This is a genomic window from Blautia sp. Marseille-P3201T (genome assembly GCF_900120295.1).
In the GTDB taxonomy this organism is placed as follows: domain Bacteria; phylum Bacillota; class Clostridia; order Lachnospirales; family Lachnospiraceae; genus Blautia.
Window position 1 is genome coordinate 1 of the sequence record NZ_LT635468.1, and the last position, 19,551, is coordinate 19,551.

Sequence of the window (19,551 nt, forward strand, 5' to 3'; positions counted from 1 at the left end):
AATTGAAGTCTCTTCAATTGTATATCCCTTTTACTGTTTTTGGTTTTTCAAACCGTTTTTAAAAATGAATGTAAAAGAATTTTCGTTTTCATGTGTTTCACTGTTTAATTATCAAGGTTCCTGTCATCTGACAGCTCCGATATTTTATCATATCGCTTTCAGCTTGTCAAGTACTTTTTTAAAAAGTTTTTTTGCTGCCTTTCGGCATCTCTGCTCTTTTGCGACAGCTAGATTAGATTATCACATCTTTCCAACTTTGTCAACAACTTTTTTCTTTTATTTTACATATTTTTTACCAGCAATCCGCTGATGGCATTTACTATACCATTTTCTGATGCCCATGTCAATAAAAAAGCAGAAAAATTCCGCAAAATTTTCCTGCTTTTTTATTTTATAATTCCTTTTAAGAAATATAGAAATATATTCTGATCATATAAGTATCCGGTAATTGTGTTTTCTCTTATTAAATGATAAAAATTTTGTGCCCATGCAGTATTCCAAAATGCCCCTATTACTAAAAAGAAAATCCAGATTATGCATATTCCTTTTACCGCTCCTAATGCAGCGCCACCTATTCTATTCATCAAACTGAGTACAGGGAAAGAAAAAATTGTCCCTAAAATTTTTCCCGCAGCTCCCATAACAATACTTACAAGAAGAAAAGTCAAAATCAAACTGATTGCTCCAATAATAAAATCCGTTATATACCCGGATAAACTTTTTATAAAGCCCTCTGCCAAAATATCTCCATTCTCTTTATCTGTATTTTCAGCGAATAGCAGCTTTGTTATATCCTCCGGAAGAGGCAGATTTTGAATTATGTTTTTTTGTTCCTCTGTACTGTCTTGTATCTCAATTGTTTCTTTCATGTAACTTACACATTCATTTTGAATATTTTCATAAATTCTTGTTTCCTGTTTTAACATCTTTTCTATATATGGGTTGAGTATAAAACAAGCTGCCAGAGTAATAAAAATGGACAAAAAGGAAAATGCCATTTTTACCATACCTTTTTGAAAGCCGCTAAAAATATACAGCACCGGAATTGCCAGAATTATTACACTTAACCAATTCATATCTGCCCTCATTTATTTCAAACTAATTGCATTAATTCCATTTTCAGAAATCACCATATAGCGTTTCGAAGACATTTGAAAAACATTTTTCACAGCGCCTTCATCTATGGTTCCATCAAATTTTAAAATCCCTTTTAAATTATACATTTTTACATCAGAACCATCGCACATAATAATCATTTCTTTACTGATATCAATGCTTTGATATTCGTGTTCAAATTTCTTAGAAAACATTTTCTTTCCTGAGGGTGCATAAAGCTGCATCACATATTCCTCTTTTTTGCCGCTGCCTTTTAAAACCAGCCCGAAATATTTCTCATCATAAAAGGTACTTACAATTTCTTCTTTAATTGTTTCATTTATTTTCTCTTTCGGACTTTCCGTTCCTTTAAAGATAGAATATCCATCATCTCGGATTGCCACTGCTGTTTCATTGTCTAAATAGATAATTTGCGGAATAATTGTATTTTCATATTGATAATCTGCCACAATATTATCTTCTTTTGTTTGTCCTGCATCACCAAAGTTATAAAATACCACCTTACTAATCAAACGGCTTTTTTCTACCATTAAAAAGCTGACTGCAATATTTTCACCACCGGGAGAAACAGCTATATCTAACGGATAACCCGGATTTTCAATACGTGTCTGATTTTCCGCTATTACGCTTCCATCCGGCGCATAGTAATTAATCCACGTCTTTTCTCCATCCTCCAAAATAGCTGCCACGCCGCCTTTCTCAGTGATTTCTGCCTGCAGCACAGGAAATTTTGTTTCTATATCAGATACTTGTTTATCCTTGTTCAGAACAAACATTTTTGTTCCTTTTTTATCGTAAATGACTGCTCTTTCCCCTCGTACATCCACAGAAGGATTGCTCATTTCAAAGGTTTGATTCCATAAAATTTCCTGAGACTGAGATAATAAATATGCACCGTCATCGCCATATTTCAAAAGACAGTCCCCCAGCGGCACATAACCTGAAGATTGAGTATCTTCATTATTTGATGAAGAAAGTATACGATAATTATGGTACACATGATATTTAATCCCTAAAATAACAACTAATATAAAAATCAGAATTCCCAATGGAAGAAACCACTTTCTGTTCCATTTATTTTTATACAGCTGTATCACTTTATTATTTTCAGAAGTATATTTTTTTAAATTCATAAATTTCTTCCTTAATCGTATTTTTAAATAAGTATAGCACAAATTTTTATGGTAGTAAAATTGTTTGTCCCGGATAAATCAAATCGTTTTCCTGTATTTGATTAAGCTCACAGATTTCTTTTACTTTTTTTGCATTTCCATAATTTCTTATGCTGATTTTAGTCAGCGTATCTCCCTGCTGAATGGTGTAGGAATTCTGAGAAGGAGCTTGTGTTTCCTGAGATTGAGTAGTTTCTTCCTCTGGTTTCTGCACCGGAACTTCCTCCTGCATTTCTTCTGTTTCCTCCGCTTCTTCCTCCTTTATATTTTCATCCGGCATCCCATTTACCGGTGTTACTTTTACAGGTTCTTCCTGCTCCTCTTTTATACTGGCAATCGCACTTTTACTGCTCTTTACTTTCTTATAATCATTGACATAAAGCACACCTACCGCCAAAGCCGCTGCCATTGCACAGACTCCTACTGTTTTAAATACCGGAAATTTATATTTTTCTTCTGTTTCACTTTTCATTTCCACTTTCTTGCGAAAAGTATGTACCGCAGAGTCATCTACATCTTCTGTTTTCTTTTCCTGTTTCGCATTCTGAGCAATCAAAAAGCTTCTCATCGGCTCATTCTTCTCATAATACACATAAAATCCCGTCTGTCTCGACATTTTTCCTTCTTCATAGCGATAAAAAGCCTCCTCTTTTTCTAAAGGCTCTCTCACCAGCAATATTTTATCATTTCCTCCAAAATGACTTAAATGCGTCTGGCAAATAACCTCATGAAGCTCCATAGAACAACCTGGTATGGATAAAAACCACCCTACCACTTCCTGCTCCGGAAAATACTCTTTATTCTTTTCATATACATGATTCCATATTTCCTGAGTAAATGCCAAGTGTTCCTCGCTTACCTCCATCTCTTCCAGAGCCACTGCACTCTTAACAAAAAGATAAGAACACCCGTCTTTCCAGTTGGATTGTCCCATTAAAATAGCTGCAATTCCTTTATGAGAATTTTCAGTGGCTATTCTACAAAGATAAGTATATGCATAATCTTCTATATAGATTTTTTGTGTTCCGGTAATTTCCCCTATCTGGCGTATGTTATTAGGAATACGAAAATATTCTTCATTTCCATCCGGCTTTTGTTTTTCCTTTTCATAAACAATTTCTATCATAATCAGTCACCCCTTTTTGAATGAAAGGATAACATATTCCGATTGCGAAATTTAGCATATTCGGTTGCCTATTCTATTTTTTTTACGACATTTTTTTCGGGATAAAGTTTCCAAGAAACGGACAGAATAAAAACAGTAATAAAAAGAAAGGATTTTAAGATTATGCCAAATGAAACACAGCCTGTTTACTATATAGAGAATAAAACTTCAGGAGCAGATACAAAACTGGGCACTGTACTTTTTGATTTGTTCCTTTCCTGTAAAAAAGACTTTAATGAATTGGTTATTTTGTGTATTGGAAGTGACCGCATTACAGGAGACAGTTTAGGCCCTTTGGTAGGACACAGCCTGTCCAAAACCCCTCTCAAATCTACTTATATCTACGGAACCCTTGCACAGCCTGTTCATGCCTTAAATCTAAATAAGACCATAGGAATGTTAAAAAAGCAACACCCGCATAGTCTTATTATTGCCGTTGATGCCTCTCTGGGTTCTAAAAACCACATTGGCTTCCTAACCATTTCCGCAGGAGCTTTAGAACCGGGACTGGGCGTACACAAATCCCTGCCGTCAGTAGGTGATATCTCCATTACCGGAATTGTAAATATATCCGGAGCTTTTGATCACTTTCTTCTTCAAAGCACCCGGCTTGCCACTGTTGTGCAAATGGCGGATTCCATTGTTTCCGGCATTCTGCTTGCTCACCATCAGTACTTCGGTTCACGTGTATTCCCGGCCGTCCCTTTTTTCCAGTTGCCCTCTGAACGCACTCGAAGCTTCACAAAATTTACGCCTCTGTCAGCCGCTGCAACTTCTTCTTTACCAAAAGGAAGAATATAATCTTGATATTCATAATCAGGGCCAAATACCTTTTTCACAATACTTTTAATCAGAGCATACGCACCTCTAGGGAACCAGACTTTATAATAATATCGTCCAATTTCACATGTTCCGCAGTATTTATCTGTAAGGGTAATAATCCATGTTTCCCAATGTGTGGGGGGAATTGGTGTAACAGGAAACATGTGTTTTACAATCATTTCCTCCTCCAGACTGTTTAAATGAAAATACTTTTTTGCATTATAAAGAGCCCTGTGAGGATGCGTCATAGCATGTACAGGATCCCCTGTTTTCTTTCTATGCCCTCTCCAGTCGTATAAAAATAAATCATGCAGCATTCCCGCACGAGCTGCACTTCTGGCATCCAAATGAAAGAACTTACAAATCCGATAATTATAATAAGCCACGTTCAGACAATGCTGATAACAACTTGTTTCACAATGATGAGGAAATTTCTTCATTTTCAACACATACGGATGATGTACCAAGTCTTTGATATAGTTGTAAAACTCTTCATTTCCGGGAGAAATCGCAGTATGTTTTCTCCTCATTTTTCTTCTTCCTGCTCTCATTGTATCACTCCCCTTTTTTTCTTTTCTGCATACTATATTATTGTAACTATTAACTATGAATAGAAAGGAATTCTTATTATGGAAAATAACGAAACAAAAATCTGCTATCCCAAACAGCATAACCACGAAATAACAGGCAGTACACGCATCTCAGGATGTTGTGAATACGCTCATAATCATAGATTTGCCACTGTTTCAGGTGATGCAATTCCCTGTGACGGAAGTCATGTTCATGAAGTAAAATTCACAACAGACTCCTGCAACGGACATCACCACGAATTTTGCGGAACAACCGGAAAAGCCATTGATGTGGGCTGCGGCAAACATGTCCATCTGCTGAAAGGCTGTACTTCTTATGACGCGAACCATAAACACGAGTTTATTGTTGCCACTGCCATAGAAAATCCTGTTTGCGAATAAACCTTCCTGTCATTTAACAAAGAGGCTGTCGCATTTCTGCTTAATGTGACAGCCTCTTTTCTTCTACGCAGAAATTTATACAAAAGCTTTTACTTTTTCATAAATACCTGCTGCATCAATTCCATATTTTTCTAATAACTTCACTGCCGGTCCTGACTCTCCGAACACATCATTAACTCCGATACGAAGCATTTTTGTAGGTGCTTTTTCAGAAAGAACTTCTGCAACAGCGCCGCCAAGTCCGCCAATTACAGAGTGTTCTTCTACAGTCACAACTTTTCCTGTTTCCAGCGCTGCTTTTACTACTAACTCTTCATCTAACGGCTTAATCGTATGAATATTGATTACTTTTGCATCAACACCATCTACTGCCAGTTTCTCTGCTGCCTGCAGTGCTTCATTTACACACAAACCAGTAGCAAAAATTGTAACGTCTTTTCCTTCTCTTAATACAATTCCTTTACCAATTTCGAATTTATAATCTTCTCTATCATTAATTACCGGAACTGCAAGTCTTCCAAAACGAAGATAAACCGGACCCTCATGATGGTAAGCAGCTTCTACAGCCGCTCTTGCTTCTACATCATCAGAAGGGTTTAAAATAACCATACCCGGAATAGTTCTCATAAGAGCCATATCTTCATTACACTGATGTGTTGCACCGTCTTCTCCTACAGAAATACCTGCATGTGTTGCGCCGATTTTTACATTTAAATGTGGGTATCCCACAGAGTTACGCACCTGCTCAAAAGCACGTCCTGCCGCAAACATAGCAAATGTACTTGCAAAAGGAACTTTTCCTGTTGTTGCAAGTCCTGCTGCAATACCTACCATGTTGCCTTCTGCAATACCACAGTCAATGTGACGTTCCGGGAAAGCCTTCTGGAATGTAGCTGTCTTTGTAGCACCTGCCAGGTCAGCATCTAAAACTACCAGATTTTCATATTTTTTTCCTAACTCTACTAATGCGTTTCCATAACTATCTCTGGTTGCAATTTTCTTTACTTCTGACATAATGCTTCACCTACCTTTTCCAAGTCAGCCATTGCAATGGCAAATTCTTCATCATTTGGAGCTTTTCCATGCCATCCGGCATTATTTTCCATAAAGGAAACGTCTTTTCCCTTTACTGTTTTCATAATAATTGCTGTAGGCATTCCTTTTACTGTTTTTGCTTCATCAAAAGCAGCCTTTAACTGGTCAAAATCATTACCATCTTCCACATTAATTACATGGAAGTTAAAGGCTTCAAACTTTTTATCAATTGGATATGGAGAACATACATCTTCGATATTTCCATCAATCTGCAAACCATTATTATCTACAATTACTGTAAGATTGTCCAGTTTTCTATGTCCGGCAAACATAGCAGCTTCCCAAACCTGTCCTTCCTGAATTTCGCCATCACCAAGCAATGTATACACACGATAAGACTCATTACTTAACTTTGCAGAAAGCGCCATTCCTGCTGCTGCAGAAATACCCTGTCCCAAAGAACCGCTTGACATATCTACTCCCGGAATATGTTTCATATCCGGATGTCCCTGAAGATAAGAACCAATATGACGTAAAGTCACCAAATCTTCTACAGGAAAATATCCTCTGTGTGCCAAAGCAGAATATAATCCCGGTGCAGTATGACCTTTAGAAAGCACAAAACGATCACGATCTGCCTTTTTTGGATTTTTCGGATCAATATTCATCTCTTCAAAATACAAATAAGTGAATACTTCTGTTGCGGACAAGGAGCCTCCCGGATGTCCGGCTTTTGCAGAATGGACAGCTGTTATAATTCCTTTACGAATTTCGTTAGCCATCTTCTGAAGTTCTAACTTGTTCATTTCTTTCCTCCTGATATACAATAAAAATCCCAAATCTGATTTTCCATGTCATTATAACAGATGACGACAGATATGCCAACCTTCATTATTCACCAAATACTGCAATATAATCTTTTTTAAATTTTTCAATACCTGCATCTGTCAGTGGATGATGTAACATTTGCTCAATTACTTTATATGGTACTGTGGCAATATCTGCACCTGCAAGAGCGCAATCCGTCACATGCATCGGATGTCTTACACTTGCCGCAATAATCTCAGTTTCAATACCTGCAACAGCAAACATATCAGCAATCGTACTGATTAATTCTACTCCGTTTGTGGAAATATCATCCAGTCTTCCAAGAAATGGTGAAACATAAGTTGCCCCCGCTCTTGCAGCTAAAAGAGCCTGATTTGCTGTAAAAATCAAAGTAACATTTGTTTTAATCCCCTCTGCTGTCAACGTTTTTACTGCTTTTAATCCCTCTGCTGTCATAGGAATTTTTACAACCATATTGGGATGAATTGCTGCGATTTCTCTTCCTTCTTTAATCATTTCTTCCGCTGAAGTAGTAGTAGCTTTCACTTCTCCACTAATTGGTCCGTCTACGATAGACGCAATTTCTTTAATTACCTCTTCAAAATTTCGTCTTTCCTTGGCAATTAAAGACGGGTTTGTAGTCACCCCACAAATAACGCCCATATCATTTGCTTTTTTAATGTCTTCTACCTTTGCTGTGTCAATAAAAAATTTCATAATAATCTCCATTCCGCCGCCAAGTCGGCGGCACAAATAGTAATGAAAGTCTTTTAATCCCCCACGTTACTGATAAAATAATTGTTAAAGAAGTTATACTACAAAGCACGGGGAGGTGAGTCGTAAAGACTTTCTTCGGTTTTAGACAGCATAATAATCAGTGTGAGTTCCATCTTTCAAGCACAAATAAGTGGCTCTTTTAGACCGTACAGTAAGAATTGTTTTAACTTCTCTGTTAAATGTGTGGTGGAGCAGTCAATGGCTTCTTTATCTCACTTTGAAAGGAGTTTTGACCATGAAAGTTGTTTATCAAACCTGCTGTGGCGTCGATGTTCACAAATCTTTTCTCGTTGCCACAATCATTAAAACCATTTCCGGAGTAGAACCTTCTTACCAAAAGAAACGTTTCTCCACCTTCAACAATTCGATCCTGCAATTCAAAAATTGGCTGATTGAAAACCAATGTCGGGATGTCTGTATGGAATCTACCGGTAAATACTGGGTTCCTGTATTCAATCTCTTGGAAGACGATATCAACGTCACTATTGCCAACCCCAAATGGGTAAAAGCAGTCAAAGGTAACAAGGATGATACAAAAGATTCCAAATGGATTGGGGATTTGTTTCGATTAGGTCTGGTTCCTGGGAGCTATATCCCTTGTAAACCAATCCGTATCTTGCGTGAATTCACAAGATATCGTTACAAGTTGACTTCCTGCCGTACCAGCGAAAAGAACAGATATCAGAATGCGCTTACTGTCTGTAATGTCGCATTAGATTCGGTTGTTTCCGATATCTTTGGGAAATCAGCTACATCTGTTATTGACTACCTGATTGAACGATCCGACAATTCCATCAACCACGAAGAAATAGCTTCCAGACTTCTCCGTTCCCTAAAGAAAAAGTCTGACAGTGTCATTGAATCCATCGAAGGGTATCAGATGACCGATTCCCAAAAATACCGTATGCGCCTCGTCCGCGCACATCTGGATTATATCACATCTACAATCAATGATATAGACACTATGCTTGATTCTTTGATTGCCCCTTATGAAAATGCTGTCCAGTTACTGTGTACCATTCCGGGTGTTGACCGTAACAGTGCAATTACTGTTATCTCCGAGATTGGTACCGATATGACTCCGTTTTCTAATTCCAAACGCCTCTGTTGTTGGGCAGGACTGACTCCCGGCAACAATGAATCTGCTGGTAAGAAGAAATCTGTCAGGATAACACGTGCCGGTGTCTACCTCAAACCTGCATTGGTGCAAGTCGCTCATGCAGCCGTGAAATCCGACAAGTCTCCTTACTATAAACAGAAATATGAACGTATTATGAAGCGCCGTGGTAAAAAACGAGCCATTATTGCCATCGCCCGGATGATTCTCACTGCTATCTATCAGATGCTGTCCACTGGTGAAGCGTGGAATCCGACCGATTTATACAAGATTGATATACCTGAACCTTTGAAAGAAAAGCAAAAGGAAAAGGCTATCAAACAGGCTAAGAAACTGCTCATCAGAGAAGGAATTCTTTCCGAATCACAATTAGCTTCCTAGCTTTTCAAAATAATAATTTTTCAAAGGCTGCCATAAGACAGCTTATTAAAGTACGCCATTTGTTGGCTGTCCTCTACTTTCTTTCACAGTAAATACCTCCATACTGTGCCCCACAGGCAGGTTTCTTTGATATTTACAGTTTACTCTTTACTTGCAGGTTATGCAAGAGAGCCTTTTATTATAAACATTTTTATTTATTAATAATTTTCATTTTTATTAACACTATAATACCAAAATCTTCTTGTTTTTATGTGATTAAAGAAATATTATTATTAATAATTTTTGTACTTCTATTTAATTATTTTTCTTTTTCGCCTTAGCGTAGGAAGTAGTCTTACGCACAATCAGCTTTGGCTCATACTCTATATGATACGTACTTACCGGTGTCATTTCCTGAAACAACTGATTATCCGTTTCAATCTTCTTCATAATAATTTCGCAGGCATCTCTGCCCTTTAAAGGGACAAAGTGTTCGATAGTAGTCAAAGCCATAGGCATCATGCGGGAAAAAATAATATTGTCACATCCTATTACAGATACATCTCCGGGAACTCTATACTTTTCCTCATGTAAAGCATCCATAATGCCAAAAGCAATCATATCATTCAGCCCGGCAATGGCTGTTACATCCTGAGTTTCCTTTAAAAGCTCTTTTGTTAAATTATAGCCAATACGATACTCAGAGTCCACGCTTGGTAAAACTTCATCCCAATGGTCATCTGCCGCTTTTATAGTTACAAACTGAGACAGTCCTTCCTTTTCAAACTCTTTTACAAATCCTTCTACTCTGCGAAAACGCTGAGCCTGACGTTTCGTAAGCGGTGGGGCAATAAATGCCACCTTCTGATGTCCCAAATCTAATAAATGCCTTGCCATAAGACTTCCGATTTTCGTATTATCCTGGTTAATCGCATCTACTTTCACCTTATCCCGATTACTGATAACCACTAAAGGAATTTTTTCCGCAAGCTCTTCCACCTGCTCCATAAACTGATTGCTGGGATTACAAGTGTAGATAATTCCTGCCGGAGATACACTGTGCATCATTTTCAAATATTGTTCCTCCAGTTTCAGTTCTCTTTGAGTATTGCACACAAAAACGCCATAACCATTTTCTTTTGCAACAGTTTCAATTCCCTGAAGCAGCATAACATAATAAGGATTTGTAAGAGTTGGGCAAAACACCACCAAAAGCCTGCTGTCTTTCACATTCTTTCTCTGTCGTCTTTTAGGAATTGTATACCCCAGCTCAGCTGCAGCCCGCTCTACCTTTTCTATAGTTTCTTTTGAAAAAGATACATTGTATTTCTTATTCAGCACCATAGAAACTGTTGCCTGAGAAACTCCTGCTGCTTTCGCAATATCTGTTGATGTAACTTTTTTTCTCATAACTCTACTCTGCCCTCTAAGGCTCTTAAAAGTGTCACTTCATCAATATATTCCAAATCTCCTCCCACAGGAACTCCACTGGCAATTCGGCTGACTTTAATTCCCGTAGGCTTAATCAACTTACTGATGTACATTGCAGTAGTTTCCCCTTCCAGGCTGGAATTTGTAGCAATAATCACTTCTTCTATATCATTTTGTGATATTCTTTGCATTAACTCTTTTAATTTAATATCATCCGGTCCTATTCCCAACATAGGAGAAATAGCTCCGTGAAGCACGTGATAAACACCGTCAAATTTCCCCGTTTTTTCATAAGCTGCCAAATCTCTTGTATTTTCTACCACCATAATTACATTGTGATTGCGTTTAGGATTATTACAAATCGGACATATTTCCTGATCTGTAAGAGTGTAACAACATTTACAGTATTGTACATTTGCCTTTGCATTGGTAATTGCACCTGCCAGCTGTTCCACCTGCTCTTTCGGCATATTTAAAACGTGGAACGCCAGGCGTTGTGCAGATTTTGCACCAATGCCCGGCAGTCTTGAAAATTCTTCTATGAGTTTATTAATGTGGCTGCTGTAATATTCCATTAGAACGGGAAGCCTCCGCCCATACCGCCAAATCCACCTGTTAATTTTGACATAACAGCGGCTGACTCTTCTTCCATTTTACGAAGTGCTTCATTTGTTGCAGCTACAATTAAATCTTCCAGCATTTCTATATCATCCGGATCAACTACTTCTTCTGCCAACTTCACTTTTAAAACTTCTTTTTTACCGGAAACAGTAACTTCTACTGCTCCACCACCTGCTGCTGCCGTAAATTCTTTTTCTTCTAAAGCTTTCTGATTTTCTTCCATCTGACGCTGCATTTTCTGCGCCTGTTTCATTAAATTGTTCATGTTTCCCGGCATCATGCCACCTGGAAATCCTCCTCTTTTTGCCATAATAATTTCCTCCTATTCTTCTTCCATATTTTCTACTGTAATTTCCATATTAATGTTTTTATGAATTAAATCATCTACGGAAATCTCCGCCAGCCCACTGTTTTTGTGAGCAGTTTCGCTGTTTTTCAGTATCATTTTTATTTCGACTTCTTTTCCGATTTTCTTTCTCACTGCATTTTTCAGCATTTCCAGATTTTCGGGATTGTCAATGCAGGTCTGAGCCAGAAAGTTTTGAAACTCCACATAAAGTATTGGCTCTCCTGTATTTCCATCATATTTGGGTACAGAGTCTAACAGCATCTGCTGCAAAAGTCCCTTTGTATCACGGATAATGGAATTCCAGTTCTTTTTTATATACTGCAAATCCTCCGGTGCAGCCTTCTCCGGCTTTACTATTTCTTCTTCCGGGATTTGTTCCTGTACATTTTCTGTCCTTGTCTGCCCATAGTTTTCAGCCGGTACACTTTGCACCATCACACCGTTTTTCAGTTTTTCTTCCAAAACCCGAACCCTGTCGTAAAGAGAGTCTAAATTCATCTCCATAACCGGCTGGCAAAGCTTAATCAATGCAATTTCTACCAGCACTCTTTTTTGAGAAGCATACTTTATCTGATTAGAAAGCTCCGAAAAAATGCGAATATAGCGCATAAGCGTTTCCGCATCCACCATACTGCTTTCTTCTTTCATTCTCTCCAGATTTTCCGCAGATGCATCTACCGCCTCCTCCGGATGCTCTGAAGTAGAAATCAAAAGCAGATTTCGAAGATACCAGATAAAATCTGTAACAAACTGTCCCAGCTCTCTTCCCTGAATAATAATGTCATCTAAGGTTTTAATCGTACCTGCTGTATCCTGCTGCAAAATCCGACGAAACAGACGGCTGAATACCTCTGTATCTACTGCGCCCAAATTTTCTAAAACCTTTTCATACGTCAGTTTTTCTCCCAGATAGAAAGCAATACACTGATCCAAAAGGGAAAGAGCATCTCGCATAGAACCATCCGCAGCTTTGGCAATATAACGAATTGCCTTTTCTTCAACATCATTTCCCTCTTTGTCCATCAGCTCCTGCAGACGTGCTGCAATGGTTTCAGCTGTAATTCTCCTGAAATCATACCGCTGACAACGGGACAAAATAGTAATTGGAATTTTATGTGCTTCCGTAGTTGCCAGAATAAAAATAACATAAGACGGCGGTTCTTCCAAGGTCTTTAAAAGTGCGTTAAAAGCTCCTGTTGAGAGCATGTGTACCTCGTCAATAATATAGACCTTATATTTACCTGTTGTTGGACGATATGCTACCTCCTCGCGAATTTCACGAATATTATCCACACCATTATTGGATGCCGCATCAATTTCAATAACATTCATAGATGTGCCTTCATTAATGGCTCTGCAGGTTTTACAGGTATTACAGGGGCTCCCGTCAACCGGATGTTCACAATTTACTGCTCTTGCCAGAATTTTAGCAATGGTTGTTTTACCTGTACCTCTCGTACCGCAGAAAAGATATGCATGCCCGATTCTATCAGCTTTTATCTGATTTTTTAATGTAGTTACAATATGTTCCTGCCCCTTTACATCTTCAAATTCCTGAGGACGGAACTTACGATAAAGAGCTGTATAGCCCATGTGAATTCTCCTTTTTCTTTTAATATACCTTCTCTGTGATAAAGAAGGCTTTTTCTATTATATAATATTTTATATTGCCTCACAACTTATATTTGACATTTTCTTAAAAAGCCGTTATACTGTTAACATCGTGCAGCCGGGGAGATAGCGGTGCCCTGTACCTGCAATCCGCTAAAGCAGGGGTGATGCCAATCTGAGGGACTTCTTTTTGTGAAGCTGCCCTTTATAAGTGGCGTTGACGTTTGGGTCTTACGCAACAGAAATCTGTGAACCGTGTCAGGACAGGAATGTAGCAGCACTAAGCAGAACCTTCTGTGTGCCGTGAGGGTGCCTGGGCCGAGTTAACTGTAGAGGTAACGTTCATGAAAAAGTTTCGATGGGCGGCGCACGATAAAAAATAAGCAATCTCTTATCTATTCTTTTTATATCCGCCGAATATCCGGCATCTTTTTCGCATAAACATAGAAAAAAACAATGGTGACTTTCCCATGAATGATTTGCTGGTAGAAATTTTGAACACTTATGGCTATCTGGGCATTGCCTTTCTCATTATGATTGAAAACGTTTTTCCCCCTATTCCCTCTGAAGTTATCCTTACTTTCAGTGGCTTTATGACTACTTTCACCCAAATGAATTTACCCGGAGTCGTTGCTTCTGCTACTGTTGGAAGTCTTGCCGGCGCTATCCTCCTCTATGAGCTTGGAAGCATCCTTTCCATGGAAAAAATAAAGTCTCTGGTAAATGGGCCTGTTGGAAAGGCTCTCCATCTGAATATTTCTGATATAGAAAAATCCATAAACTGGTTTGACAGCAAAGGAAACTATACTGTATTTCTATGTCGTTTTATCCCAATTGTGCGAAGTCTCATCTCCATTCCTGCCGGTATCGCACAAATGAACTTAGGGCCTTTTTTTCTTATGACAACCCTGGGCAGCCTGATTTGGAATTTTATCCTTATTTTTCTGGGCGCTGCTGCCGGTTCTTCCTGGCAAAAAGCAGCACAATATTTTCGTAATTATTCTCAGGCCGCCAAACTTGTCCTTATTTTATTTTCTATAACAGGTCTTCTCCTTTTCCTGGGTCATCAACTTAAAAAGAAGACTTCAACCTAACAAGCTGCTCAATATAGTCGGGAGTTGTTCCGCAGCAGCCTCCCACAAGGTTTGCCCCGGCATCTATAAGGCGTTTTATATGACAGGAAAATTCCTCTGCCCCCATAGAATATACTGGGTTTCCTGTATGATCAATCACCGGATTTCCTGCATTTGGTTTTACAATTAAGGGAATTTCTATTCTTTTTCTTATATTCTCTACTACGCTCAAAAGCTGGTCCGGTCCTGTGGAACAATTAATGCCCACTGCATCTGCTCCCATTTCCTCTAAAAGTTCTACTGAGTCGTAAATGTTTCCGCCAAAAAACAGACTTCCATCTGACTCTACTGTTAAAGTGCACATAACCGGTAAATTGCACAACTCTCTGGCTGCGTCTAAAACCGCCATGGGTTCTGTGACCCCCAACATAGTTTCTGCCACCAGCAGATCAACTCCTGCCTCTAACTGTGCTGAAATCTGTTCTCTATATGCATCCAGCAACATTTCGTATTCTGCATCCTGTCTGCCTGTAGTAGTCAAATCCCCTGCTACCATGCAGTCAGTTCCCACTGCGCTGCGGGAAATCTGAACAAGTTGTTTATTTAAACTTTCCACCTGATTTTCCAAACCATGATTGGCAAGACTGATTTTATTAGCTGAAAAAGTAGGCGCATAGACAATCTGACTGCCTGCCTGCTGATATGCCTGCTGAAGCTTTATAAGCGGTTCCGGGTTTTCGCAAATCCACTGTTCTGTACAAATTCCTCTTGGCATACCTGCCTTCATCAGATTTGAACCGGTTGCTCCGTCCAAGATAACAATTTCCCTGCTCGTCAATTCTCTGAATTCTTCTTTTGTCATAATGCGTCCTCTCTTTCCTGCTCCTTTTTCTTTGCCTTCTCTTTCCGAAGTTCCTTGAAAAATCCACTAAGCATACTGCTGCACTCTTCTTCAAGAACCCCCCTTGTCACCTCTGCCTTGTGATTAAATCCATCCATCTCCAAAAGGTTTAGAACAGAACCTGCACAGCCTGCCTTGGGGTTCATGCTGCCAATCACTACTCTATCCACCCTCGCCTGTATAATTGCTCCTGCGCACATCTGGCATGGCTCTAAAGTTACATATAAAGTACATCCTTCCAAACGCCAGTCACCCAGCTTTTTACTGGCCTTTCTGATTGCATTTATCTCTGCATGAGATACTGTATTCTTATCTGTATTTCGGCGATTATATCCTCTTGCAATAATTTTGCCTTCATATACAATCACGCATCCAATGGGAACTTCCCTTAAAGCATAGGCCTTCATTGCCTGCTTCTTGGCTTCCCTCATAAACTTTTCATCCTCTGTCATCCCTGTCTCCTTCTGTTTCTTCTAACTCCGTTTTACATGAAAGAAAAAGAGGCTATCGCATGAAACAACAATCATAATGCAACAGCCCCTCCTGAAGCGGAGATAGTGGGATTCGAACCCACGTGCCCTTTCGGACAACCGCATTTCGAGTGCGGCTCGTTATAGCCACTTCGATATATCTCCAACGACCTATATTATATAACTTTCCGTTCTTTATGGTCAAGTAAAATTAACATTTCAAACAGGAAAACAGCTTGCCCGATAAAGAATATCCTCTGTCAGGCAAGCTGCCGCTCTTGTATCTCTGTCTATTTTGTATTAACCACACGATACCAATATCCCTGAAGTTTCCCATCAGGCTGCCTTTCTCCTGTTTCTTTAAAATATGGAAATCCCAACATCCCTGCCATTAAAGCTTCCTGTCTTTCATAAACACCAGGTACACCCAAAATATGTTTATTATCTTCTTGTCTTATTCCCAGCAGTAAATGCCCGTATTGAGAAAAACCATGACGCAAAAACTGATTATTTAAAAGACCTCTGTCCTGACTTGCCAAAAGCTGATCATCCATCGGTGTAATCCTCTTACATTCTAATACGCTGCCGTCTGGAAAAGGCATAAATTCCTCTGTTTCTGTTATTTCTGCCTCGGGCACAGGCGGAACAGGTTCTGTCTTCACCTCTAAACTCTTTTCCATTATTATAGGAGGTTCTACCGCTTCCTCCTCTTGTTTTTCTTCAATTGGTACATCTGTTTCTTCCGGAAAATGAATAGCATCCAGTTGAATGGGCTGGTCATCCCAGCCGCTTCCATAGGTTTCACCTGACTGTCCTAAAATCACCAGCCCCTTTATATCTCCGAACCCATAAGAACTATCGCCTATGTTAATCTGCGGTATTTCCAACGTAAACTGTACATTGCTGCCTGCCAGATCACATTCTCCCAACAAAATCGCAGTACACTCTTCCTTTTCCCGCACATAACCATAAATACGGGCAGGTGCACTTTCCTGACTGCAAATTCCTGTGAGTTTATAGTCCATTCTGCAAATTCCGTCTTTTGCTTCTACACGGATGAACCCCTTTCCATTTCCTTTTTTCCCGTATGTATATTCATACACGTATGCAATAAATCTACAATATCCTGTCATATTTTCTCTTTTCCTTATCTTATCCCTAAAATATATGTATATAGATTTTATTTAGAACATTAAAATTTCTGTTTTTCCCATTGACATTTATGCACATTGCATATATAATATTTTTCGTTGACAACAACTAAACAACGAAGCGTGGCTCAGTTTGGTAGAGCGCTGCGTTCGGGACGCAGAGGTCGCGTGTTCGAATCACGTCGCTTCGACTACTTCTTTATAAAACACTGGATGTCTTAGGATTTCCGGTGTTTTTGCAATTTGCACAAATATAATACCTTAGTCAAGTTTTATCTGGATTTCGTTTGCAATGCGCTATATAATAAAAGAGTTATAAATATTTGCATTATCGCACATAGGAGAAATAGCGTATGGAACAATTAAGTCTTTTTGATAGAAATCTTATGCTGGAACAAATCACTTTTTACAGTCTTTGCAGTGCAGAGGACCGCAAAAAAGTTCTAGGTGAACTGCCTATGACATTTAGTGATTTCAGGCGTATTTCCCTGATTGCAGATTATCTGGAGTTATACGCTTTTCATGAAATGGTTTGGGATTTATATGCAGACTTTTTCATAAAAGACATCAGCTGTCTGCTGGAAAAATGTGAAAATCAACATGAAGATATTCCTTATCTTTTATCTGAGGCAAGACAATGGCTTGCTGATTTTCGCGCACAAGCCCCCAATGAAACAGTAAATTTTCTATTACGAAAGGTCTTTTCCCAAAAACTTGAAACAAGGAGTATTTTTTAGTTTTAACAGAAAGGACTTTGTATATGAAACAGCTTCCTGAAAAATTCTTATCCCGCATGGAAACTATGCTCGGCGAAGAATTTCCTGATTTTTTAAAAAGCTACGATTTTCCCAGAAAATTTGGGTTAAGGGTGAACACAAATAAAATTTCCGTTGAAAAATTTTTGGAAATCTCTCCATTTCATCTAGAGCCTATTCCATGGATTGACAACGGATTTTTCTACAACGAAAATGACAGACCATCCAGACACCCTTATTATTTTGCCGGACTTTACTATCTGCAAGAGCCAAGTGCCATGACACCCGCCAGCCAATTCTCCATAAAACCCGGAGAATATGTACTGGATTTATGTGCTGCTCCCGGAGGAAAAGCAACAGAATTAGGTGCCAAACTTCAGGGAAAAGGCTTTTTAGCAGCCAATGATATCAGCAATTCCAGAGCAAAAGCGCTCTTACGAAATCTGGAACTGTTTGGTATAAAAAACTCTATGGTGACAAACGAAACCCCTGCAAAGCTTGCAAAATATTTTCCGGAATTTTTTGATAAAATTCTGGTAGATGCTCCCTGTTCCGGTGAGGGGATGTTTCGAAAAGATCTCGATGTTGCCAAAACATGGGATGAAACCCGTCCGGCATTTTTTGGTAAACTGCAAAGAGAAATTATTACCCAGGCAATTTCTATGTTAAAGCCGGGAGGAAAACTCCTTTATTCCACCTGCACCTTTTCACCAATAGAAAATGAAGGTTTGATTTCTTTTGTATTGGAAAATTTCCCCGAAATGGAACTTTTAAGTCTTTCTGACTATGAAGGTTTTTCAAAAGGATGTCCTGACTGGGGAAATAATGACCCTCGTCTGGCAAAATGTGTCCGTATTTTCCCTCATCACATGGAAGGAGAAGGACATTTTCTTGCTCTCATGAAAAAAGACGGATATTCAGTTTCCAATAAAACTTCGCCGTCAGTAAAACCTGACAAAGCATCCAAAAAGCTTTTAGATGAATTTTTTAAAAATATGTCAGAACCTTTAGATTTTAGCAGAATTGATATTCGAAATGAAAATGTTTATTATCTTCCTGAAGCGGATACTGCTTCTTTAAAGGGAATTAAATTCCTTCGTAATGGACTTTTCTTAGGAGAATTAAAGAAAAACAGATTTGAACCCAGTCAGCCTTTCGCTATGTCTTTACAGATGAAGAATTTCAATAATATTATAAATCTTTCTTCCTCTGATACGAGAGTCATGCGCTATCTAAAAGGTGAAACTTTAATTCTAAACGAAGATGAAGCTTCTCAAAAAGGCTGGCATCTTGTTTGCACAGATGGTTTCCCCTTAGGCTGGGGAAAAGTTGTAGGCACAACCTTAAAAAACAAATATCCTGCCGGATGGCGTCTCCACTATTAAAAAGAGACTGTCTCTTTGAGTACACATCCCCAATATTGATACCTTTTATGCTCAGAAAGTGTATCAATATTTCCGGGTACTGTTTAAAGAGACAATCTCTTTTTATTTGAAGTTTCTTTTTTATTTTAAGCCTCTGTTTCTTCTACAGGCTCCTCCGCCAATACTTGTTCGTATTTTTCCAGAATAATATTCTGTATTTTTTCTCTGGTTGTTGAGTTAATAGGATGTGCAATATCTCTATATTCTCCATCAGTTGCCTTGCGGCTTGGCATAGCAATAAACAGTCCCTTTTCCCCTTCAATAACCTTGATATCATGCACTACGAATTCTTCATCAATGGTGATGGAAACCACTGCTTTCATTTTACCCTCTTTTGCTACTCGTCTTACTCTTACATCTGTGATGTTCATAATGTCCTTCCCCTTTCATTGCCGCCTTTTG

Annotated in this window: 20 protein-coding genes, 2 tRNA genes, 1 other RNA gene and 1 pseudogene; 8 read left to right on the forward strand and 16 right to left on the reverse strand. The window is 38.8% G+C overall.

Going from position 1 to position 19,551, the window contains the following annotated elements:
• Nucleotides 1-386: 386 nt before the first annotated feature.
• Genes BQ7352_RS03020 through BQ7352_RS03030 form a run of 3 tightly spaced genes read right to left on the reverse strand, consistent with a single transcriptional unit; the run spans nucleotide 387 to nucleotide 3,414 of the window.
• A complete protein-coding gene (locus BQ7352_RS03020) occupies nucleotides 387-1,076 on the reverse strand; it encodes a CvpA family protein (protein WP_083429836.1) in 690 nt (229 codons plus the stop codon).
• Nucleotides 1,077-1,088: 12 nt separating this feature from the next.
• The gene (locus BQ7352_RS03025; RefSeq protein WP_072446893.1) at nucleotides 1,089-2,249 is read right to left on the reverse strand and encodes a DUF5711 family protein; all 1,161 of its coding nucleotides are present in this window, start codon (nucleotides 2,247-2,249) and stop codon (nucleotides 1,089-1,091) included.
• 46 nt (nucleotides 2,250-2,295) lie between these two features.
• Nucleotides 2,296-3,414, reverse strand: coding sequence for a LysM peptidoglycan-binding domain-containing protein (locus BQ7352_RS03030; RefSeq protein WP_072446895.1), 1,119 nt, complete (start codon nucleotides 3,412-3,414; stop codon nucleotides 2,296-2,298).
• Nucleotides 3,415-3,576: 162 nt separating this feature from the next.
• Here BQ7352_RS03030 and yyaC point away from each other — a divergent pair.
• Nucleotides 3,577-4,095 (forward strand): annotated as a pseudogene (gene yyaC / locus BQ7352_RS03035) (spore protease YyaC); the annotation flags it as partial.
• Between the two features lie 26 nt (nucleotides 4,096-4,121).
• On the opposite strand, the gene BQ7352_RS15130 reads toward yyaC, so the two are convergent.
• Entirely contained in the window at nucleotides 4,122-4,805 is a 684-nt protein-coding gene (locus BQ7352_RS15130) for an HD domain-containing protein (RefSeq protein WP_242948510.1), read from the reverse strand.
• A 99-nt stretch (nucleotides 4,806-4,904) separates the two neighbouring features.
• Between BQ7352_RS15130 and BQ7352_RS03045 the strand changes: the two genes are divergently transcribed.
• Nucleotides 4,905-5,246 (forward strand): YmaF family protein, encoded by a 342-nt coding sequence (locus BQ7352_RS03045; RefSeq protein WP_072446901.1) that lies wholly within the window; start codon nucleotides 4,905-4,907, stop codon nucleotides 5,244-5,246.
• Nucleotides 5,247-5,321: 75 nt separating this feature from the next.
• Here the strand turns inward: BQ7352_RS03045 and BQ7352_RS03050 are convergent, their stop codons facing one another.
• The 3 genes from BQ7352_RS03050 to fsa all read right to left on the reverse strand — a co-directional run bounded on the left by BQ7352_RS03050 (nucleotide 5,322) and on the right by fsa (nucleotide 7,826).
• Nucleotides 5,322-6,260, reverse strand: coding sequence for a transketolase family protein (locus BQ7352_RS03050; RefSeq protein ID WP_072446903.1), 939 nt, complete (start codon nucleotides 6,258-6,260; stop codon nucleotides 5,322-5,324).
• Nucleotides 6,248-7,087, reverse strand: a complete 840-nt coding sequence (locus tag BQ7352_RS03055; protein WP_072446905.1) for a transketolase — start codon at nucleotides 7,085-7,087, stop codon at nucleotides 6,248-6,250. The genes BQ7352_RS03050 and BQ7352_RS03055 overlap by 13 nt, the downstream gene beginning before the upstream one ends.
• A gap of 85 nt (nucleotides 7,088-7,172) precedes the next feature.
• Complete coding sequence (gene fsa, locus BQ7352_RS03060; protein ID WP_072446907.1) at nucleotides 7,173-7,826, reverse strand: fructose-6-phosphate aldolase; 654 nt, start codon at nucleotides 7,824-7,826, stop codon at nucleotides 7,173-7,175.
• 295 nt (nucleotides 7,827-8,121) lie between these two features.
• On the opposite strand from fsa, the gene BQ7352_RS03065 reads away from it, so the two are divergent.
• Entirely contained in the window at nucleotides 8,122-9,384 is a 1,263-nt protein-coding gene (locus BQ7352_RS03065; protein WP_072446909.1) for an IS110 family RNA-guided transposase, read from the forward strand.
• 294 nt (nucleotides 9,385-9,678) lie between these two features.
• Here BQ7352_RS03065 and BQ7352_RS03070 read toward each other — a convergent pair whose 3' ends face one another.
• From BQ7352_RS03070 to dnaX, 4 genes are read right to left on the reverse strand one after another with little or no spacing between them, the layout of a single operon-like run.
• Complete coding sequence (locus tag BQ7352_RS03070; RefSeq protein WP_072446911.1) at nucleotides 9,679-10,773, reverse strand: LacI family DNA-binding transcriptional regulator; 1,095 nt, start codon at nucleotides 10,771-10,773, stop codon at nucleotides 9,679-9,681.
• Nucleotides 10,770-11,369, reverse strand: a complete 600-nt coding sequence (recR, locus tag BQ7352_RS03075) for a recombination mediator RecR (protein WP_072446912.1) — start codon at nucleotides 11,367-11,369, stop codon at nucleotides 10,770-10,772. The genes BQ7352_RS03070 and recR overlap by 4 nt, the downstream gene beginning before the upstream one ends.
• On the reverse strand, nucleotides 11,369-11,725 hold the full coding sequence (locus tag BQ7352_RS03080; protein ID WP_072446913.1) for a YbaB/EbfC family nucleoid-associated protein: 357 nt from the start codon (nucleotides 11,723-11,725) through the stop codon (nucleotides 11,369-11,371). The genes recR and BQ7352_RS03080 overlap by 1 nt, the downstream gene beginning before the upstream one ends.
• 12 nt (nucleotides 11,726-11,737) lie before the next feature.
• Nucleotides 11,738-13,357, reverse strand: a complete 1,620-nt coding sequence (dnaX, locus tag BQ7352_RS03085; protein WP_072446915.1) for a DNA polymerase III subunit gamma/tau — start codon at nucleotides 13,355-13,357, stop codon at nucleotides 11,738-11,740.
• Between the two features lie 128 nt (nucleotides 13,358-13,485).
• On the opposite strand from dnaX, the gene ffs reads away from it, so the two are divergent.
• An RNA gene (gene ffs / locus BQ7352_RS03090) (signal recognition particle sRNA large type) lies at nucleotides 13,486-13,748 on the forward strand.
• Nucleotides 13,749-13,845: 97 nt separating this feature from the next.
• On the forward strand, nucleotides 13,846-14,469 hold the full coding sequence (locus tag BQ7352_RS03095) for a DedA family protein (protein ID WP_072446916.1): 624 nt from the start codon (nucleotides 13,846-13,848) through the stop codon (nucleotides 14,467-14,469).
• On the opposite strand, the gene BQ7352_RS03100 is transcribed toward BQ7352_RS03095, so the two are convergent.
• The 4 genes from BQ7352_RS03100 to BQ7352_RS03115 all read right to left on the reverse strand — a co-directional run bounded on the left by BQ7352_RS03100 (nucleotide 14,447) and on the right by BQ7352_RS03115 (nucleotide 16,952).
• Nucleotides 14,447-15,310 carry a homocysteine S-methyltransferase family protein gene (locus BQ7352_RS03100; protein ID WP_072446917.1) on the reverse strand — a complete coding sequence of 288 codons (864 nt, stop codon included), beginning with the start codon at nucleotides 15,308-15,310 and terminating at the stop codon, nucleotides 14,447-14,449. The genes BQ7352_RS03095 and BQ7352_RS03100 overlap by 23 nt on opposite strands.
• A complete protein-coding gene (gene tadA, locus BQ7352_RS03105; RefSeq protein ID WP_072446918.1) occupies nucleotides 15,307-15,801 on the reverse strand; it encodes a tRNA adenosine(34) deaminase TadA in 495 nt (164 codons plus the stop codon). The genes BQ7352_RS03100 and tadA overlap by 4 nt, the downstream gene beginning before the upstream one ends.
• A gap of 97 nt (nucleotides 15,802-15,898) precedes the next feature.
• Nucleotides 15,899-15,984: transfer RNA gene (locus BQ7352_RS03110), tRNA-Ser, on the reverse strand.
• A 125-nt stretch (nucleotides 15,985-16,109) separates the two neighbouring features.
• A complete protein-coding gene (locus BQ7352_RS03115) occupies nucleotides 16,110-16,952 on the reverse strand; it encodes a hypothetical protein (RefSeq protein ID WP_242948511.1) in 843 nt (280 codons plus the stop codon).
• A 135-nt stretch (nucleotides 16,953-17,087) separates the two neighbouring features.
• Between BQ7352_RS03115 and BQ7352_RS03120 the strand changes: the two genes are divergently transcribed.
• The 3 genes from BQ7352_RS03120 (at nucleotide 17,088) to BQ7352_RS03130 (ending at nucleotide 19,110) form a co-directional block, all read left to right on the forward strand.
• Nucleotides 17,088-17,161 (forward strand) — tRNA-Pro (locus BQ7352_RS03120).
• Between the two features lie 162 nt (nucleotides 17,162-17,323).
• Complete coding sequence (locus tag BQ7352_RS03125; protein WP_072446919.1) at nucleotides 17,324-17,707, forward strand: hypothetical protein; 384 nt, start codon at nucleotides 17,324-17,326, stop codon at nucleotides 17,705-17,707.
• A gap of 23 nt (nucleotides 17,708-17,730) precedes the next feature.
• The gene (locus tag BQ7352_RS03130) at nucleotides 17,731-19,110 is read left to right on the forward strand and encodes an RsmF rRNA methyltransferase first C-terminal domain-containing protein (RefSeq protein WP_072446920.1); all 1,380 of its coding nucleotides are present in this window, start codon (nucleotides 17,731-17,733) and stop codon (nucleotides 19,108-19,110) included.
• A 125-nt stretch (nucleotides 19,111-19,235) separates the two neighbouring features.
• On the opposite strand, the gene spoVG is transcribed toward BQ7352_RS03130, so the two are convergent.
• Nucleotides 19,236-19,520, reverse strand: a complete 285-nt coding sequence (gene spoVG, locus BQ7352_RS03135; RefSeq protein WP_072446921.1) for a septation regulator SpoVG — start codon at nucleotides 19,518-19,520, stop codon at nucleotides 19,236-19,238.
• Between the last annotated feature and the right edge of the window lie 31 nt (nucleotides 19,521-19,551).

Excerpts from the sequence above, each read along its gene's own strand:
- BQ7352_RS03020 (WP_083429836.1), bottom strand. The coding sequence starts at position 1,076 with ATGAATTGGTTAAGTGTAATAATTCTGGCAATTCCGGTGCTGTATATT.
- BQ7352_RS03025 (WP_072446893.1), bottom strand. The coding sequence starts at position 2,249 with ATGAATTTAAAAAAATATACTTCTGAAAATAATAAAGTGATACAGCTG.
- BQ7352_RS03030 (WP_072446895.1), bottom strand. The coding sequence starts at position 3,414 with ATGATAGAAATTGTTTATGAAAAGGAAAAACAAAAGCCGGATGGAAAT.
- BQ7352_RS15130 (WP_242948510.1), bottom strand. The coding sequence starts at position 4,805 with ATGAGGAGAAAACATACTGCGATTTCTCCCGGAAATGAAGAGTTTTAC.
- BQ7352_RS03045 (WP_072446901.1), top strand. The coding sequence starts at position 4,905 with ATGGAAAATAACGAAACAAAAATCTGCTATCCCAAACAGCATAACCAC.
- BQ7352_RS03050 (WP_072446903.1), bottom strand. The coding sequence starts at position 6,260 with ATGTCAGAAGTAAAGAAAATTGCAACCAGAGATAGTTATGGAAACGCA.
- BQ7352_RS03055 (WP_072446905.1), bottom strand. The coding sequence starts at position 7,087 with ATGAACAAGTTAGAACTTCAGAAGATGGCTAACGAAATTCGTAAAGGA.
- fsa (WP_072446907.1), bottom strand. The coding sequence starts at position 7,826 with ATGAAATTTTTTATTGACACAGCAAAGGTAGAAGACATTAAAAAAGCA.
- BQ7352_RS03065 (WP_072446909.1), top strand. The coding sequence starts at position 8,122 with ATGAAAGTTGTTTATCAAACCTGCTGTGGCGTCGATGTTCACAAATCT.
- BQ7352_RS03070 (WP_072446911.1), bottom strand. The coding sequence starts at position 10,773 with ATGAGAAAAAAAGTTACATCAACAGATATTGCGAAAGCAGCAGGAGTT.
- recR (WP_072446912.1), bottom strand. The coding sequence starts at position 11,369 with ATGGAATATTACAGCAGCCACATTAATAAACTCATAGAAGAATTTTCA.
- BQ7352_RS03080 (WP_072446913.1), bottom strand. The coding sequence starts at position 11,725 with ATGGCAAAAAGAGGAGGATTTCCAGGTGGCATGATGCCGGGAAACATG.
- dnaX (WP_072446915.1), bottom strand. The coding sequence starts at position 13,357 with ATGGGCTATACAGCTCTTTATCGTAAGTTCCGTCCTCAGGAATTTGAA.
- BQ7352_RS03095 (WP_072446916.1), top strand. The coding sequence starts at position 13,846 with ATGAATGATTTGCTGGTAGAAATTTTGAACACTTATGGCTATCTGGGC.
- BQ7352_RS03100 (WP_072446917.1), bottom strand. The coding sequence starts at position 15,310 with ATGACAAAAGAAGAATTCAGAGAATTGACGAGCAGGGAAATTGTTATC.
- tadA (WP_072446918.1), bottom strand. The coding sequence starts at position 15,801 with ATGACAGAGGATGAAAAGTTTATGAGGGAAGCCAAGAAGCAGGCAATG.
- BQ7352_RS03115 (WP_242948511.1), bottom strand. The coding sequence starts at position 16,952 with ATGACAGGATATTGTAGATTTATTGCATACGTGTATGAATATACATAC.
- BQ7352_RS03125 (WP_072446919.1), top strand. The coding sequence starts at position 17,324 with ATGGAACAATTAAGTCTTTTTGATAGAAATCTTATGCTGGAACAAATC.
- BQ7352_RS03130 (WP_072446920.1), top strand. The coding sequence starts at position 17,731 with ATGAAACAGCTTCCTGAAAAATTCTTATCCCGCATGGAAACTATGCTC.
- spoVG (WP_072446921.1), bottom strand. The coding sequence starts at position 19,520 with ATGAACATCACAGATGTAAGAGTAAGACGAGTAGCAAAAGAGGGTAAA.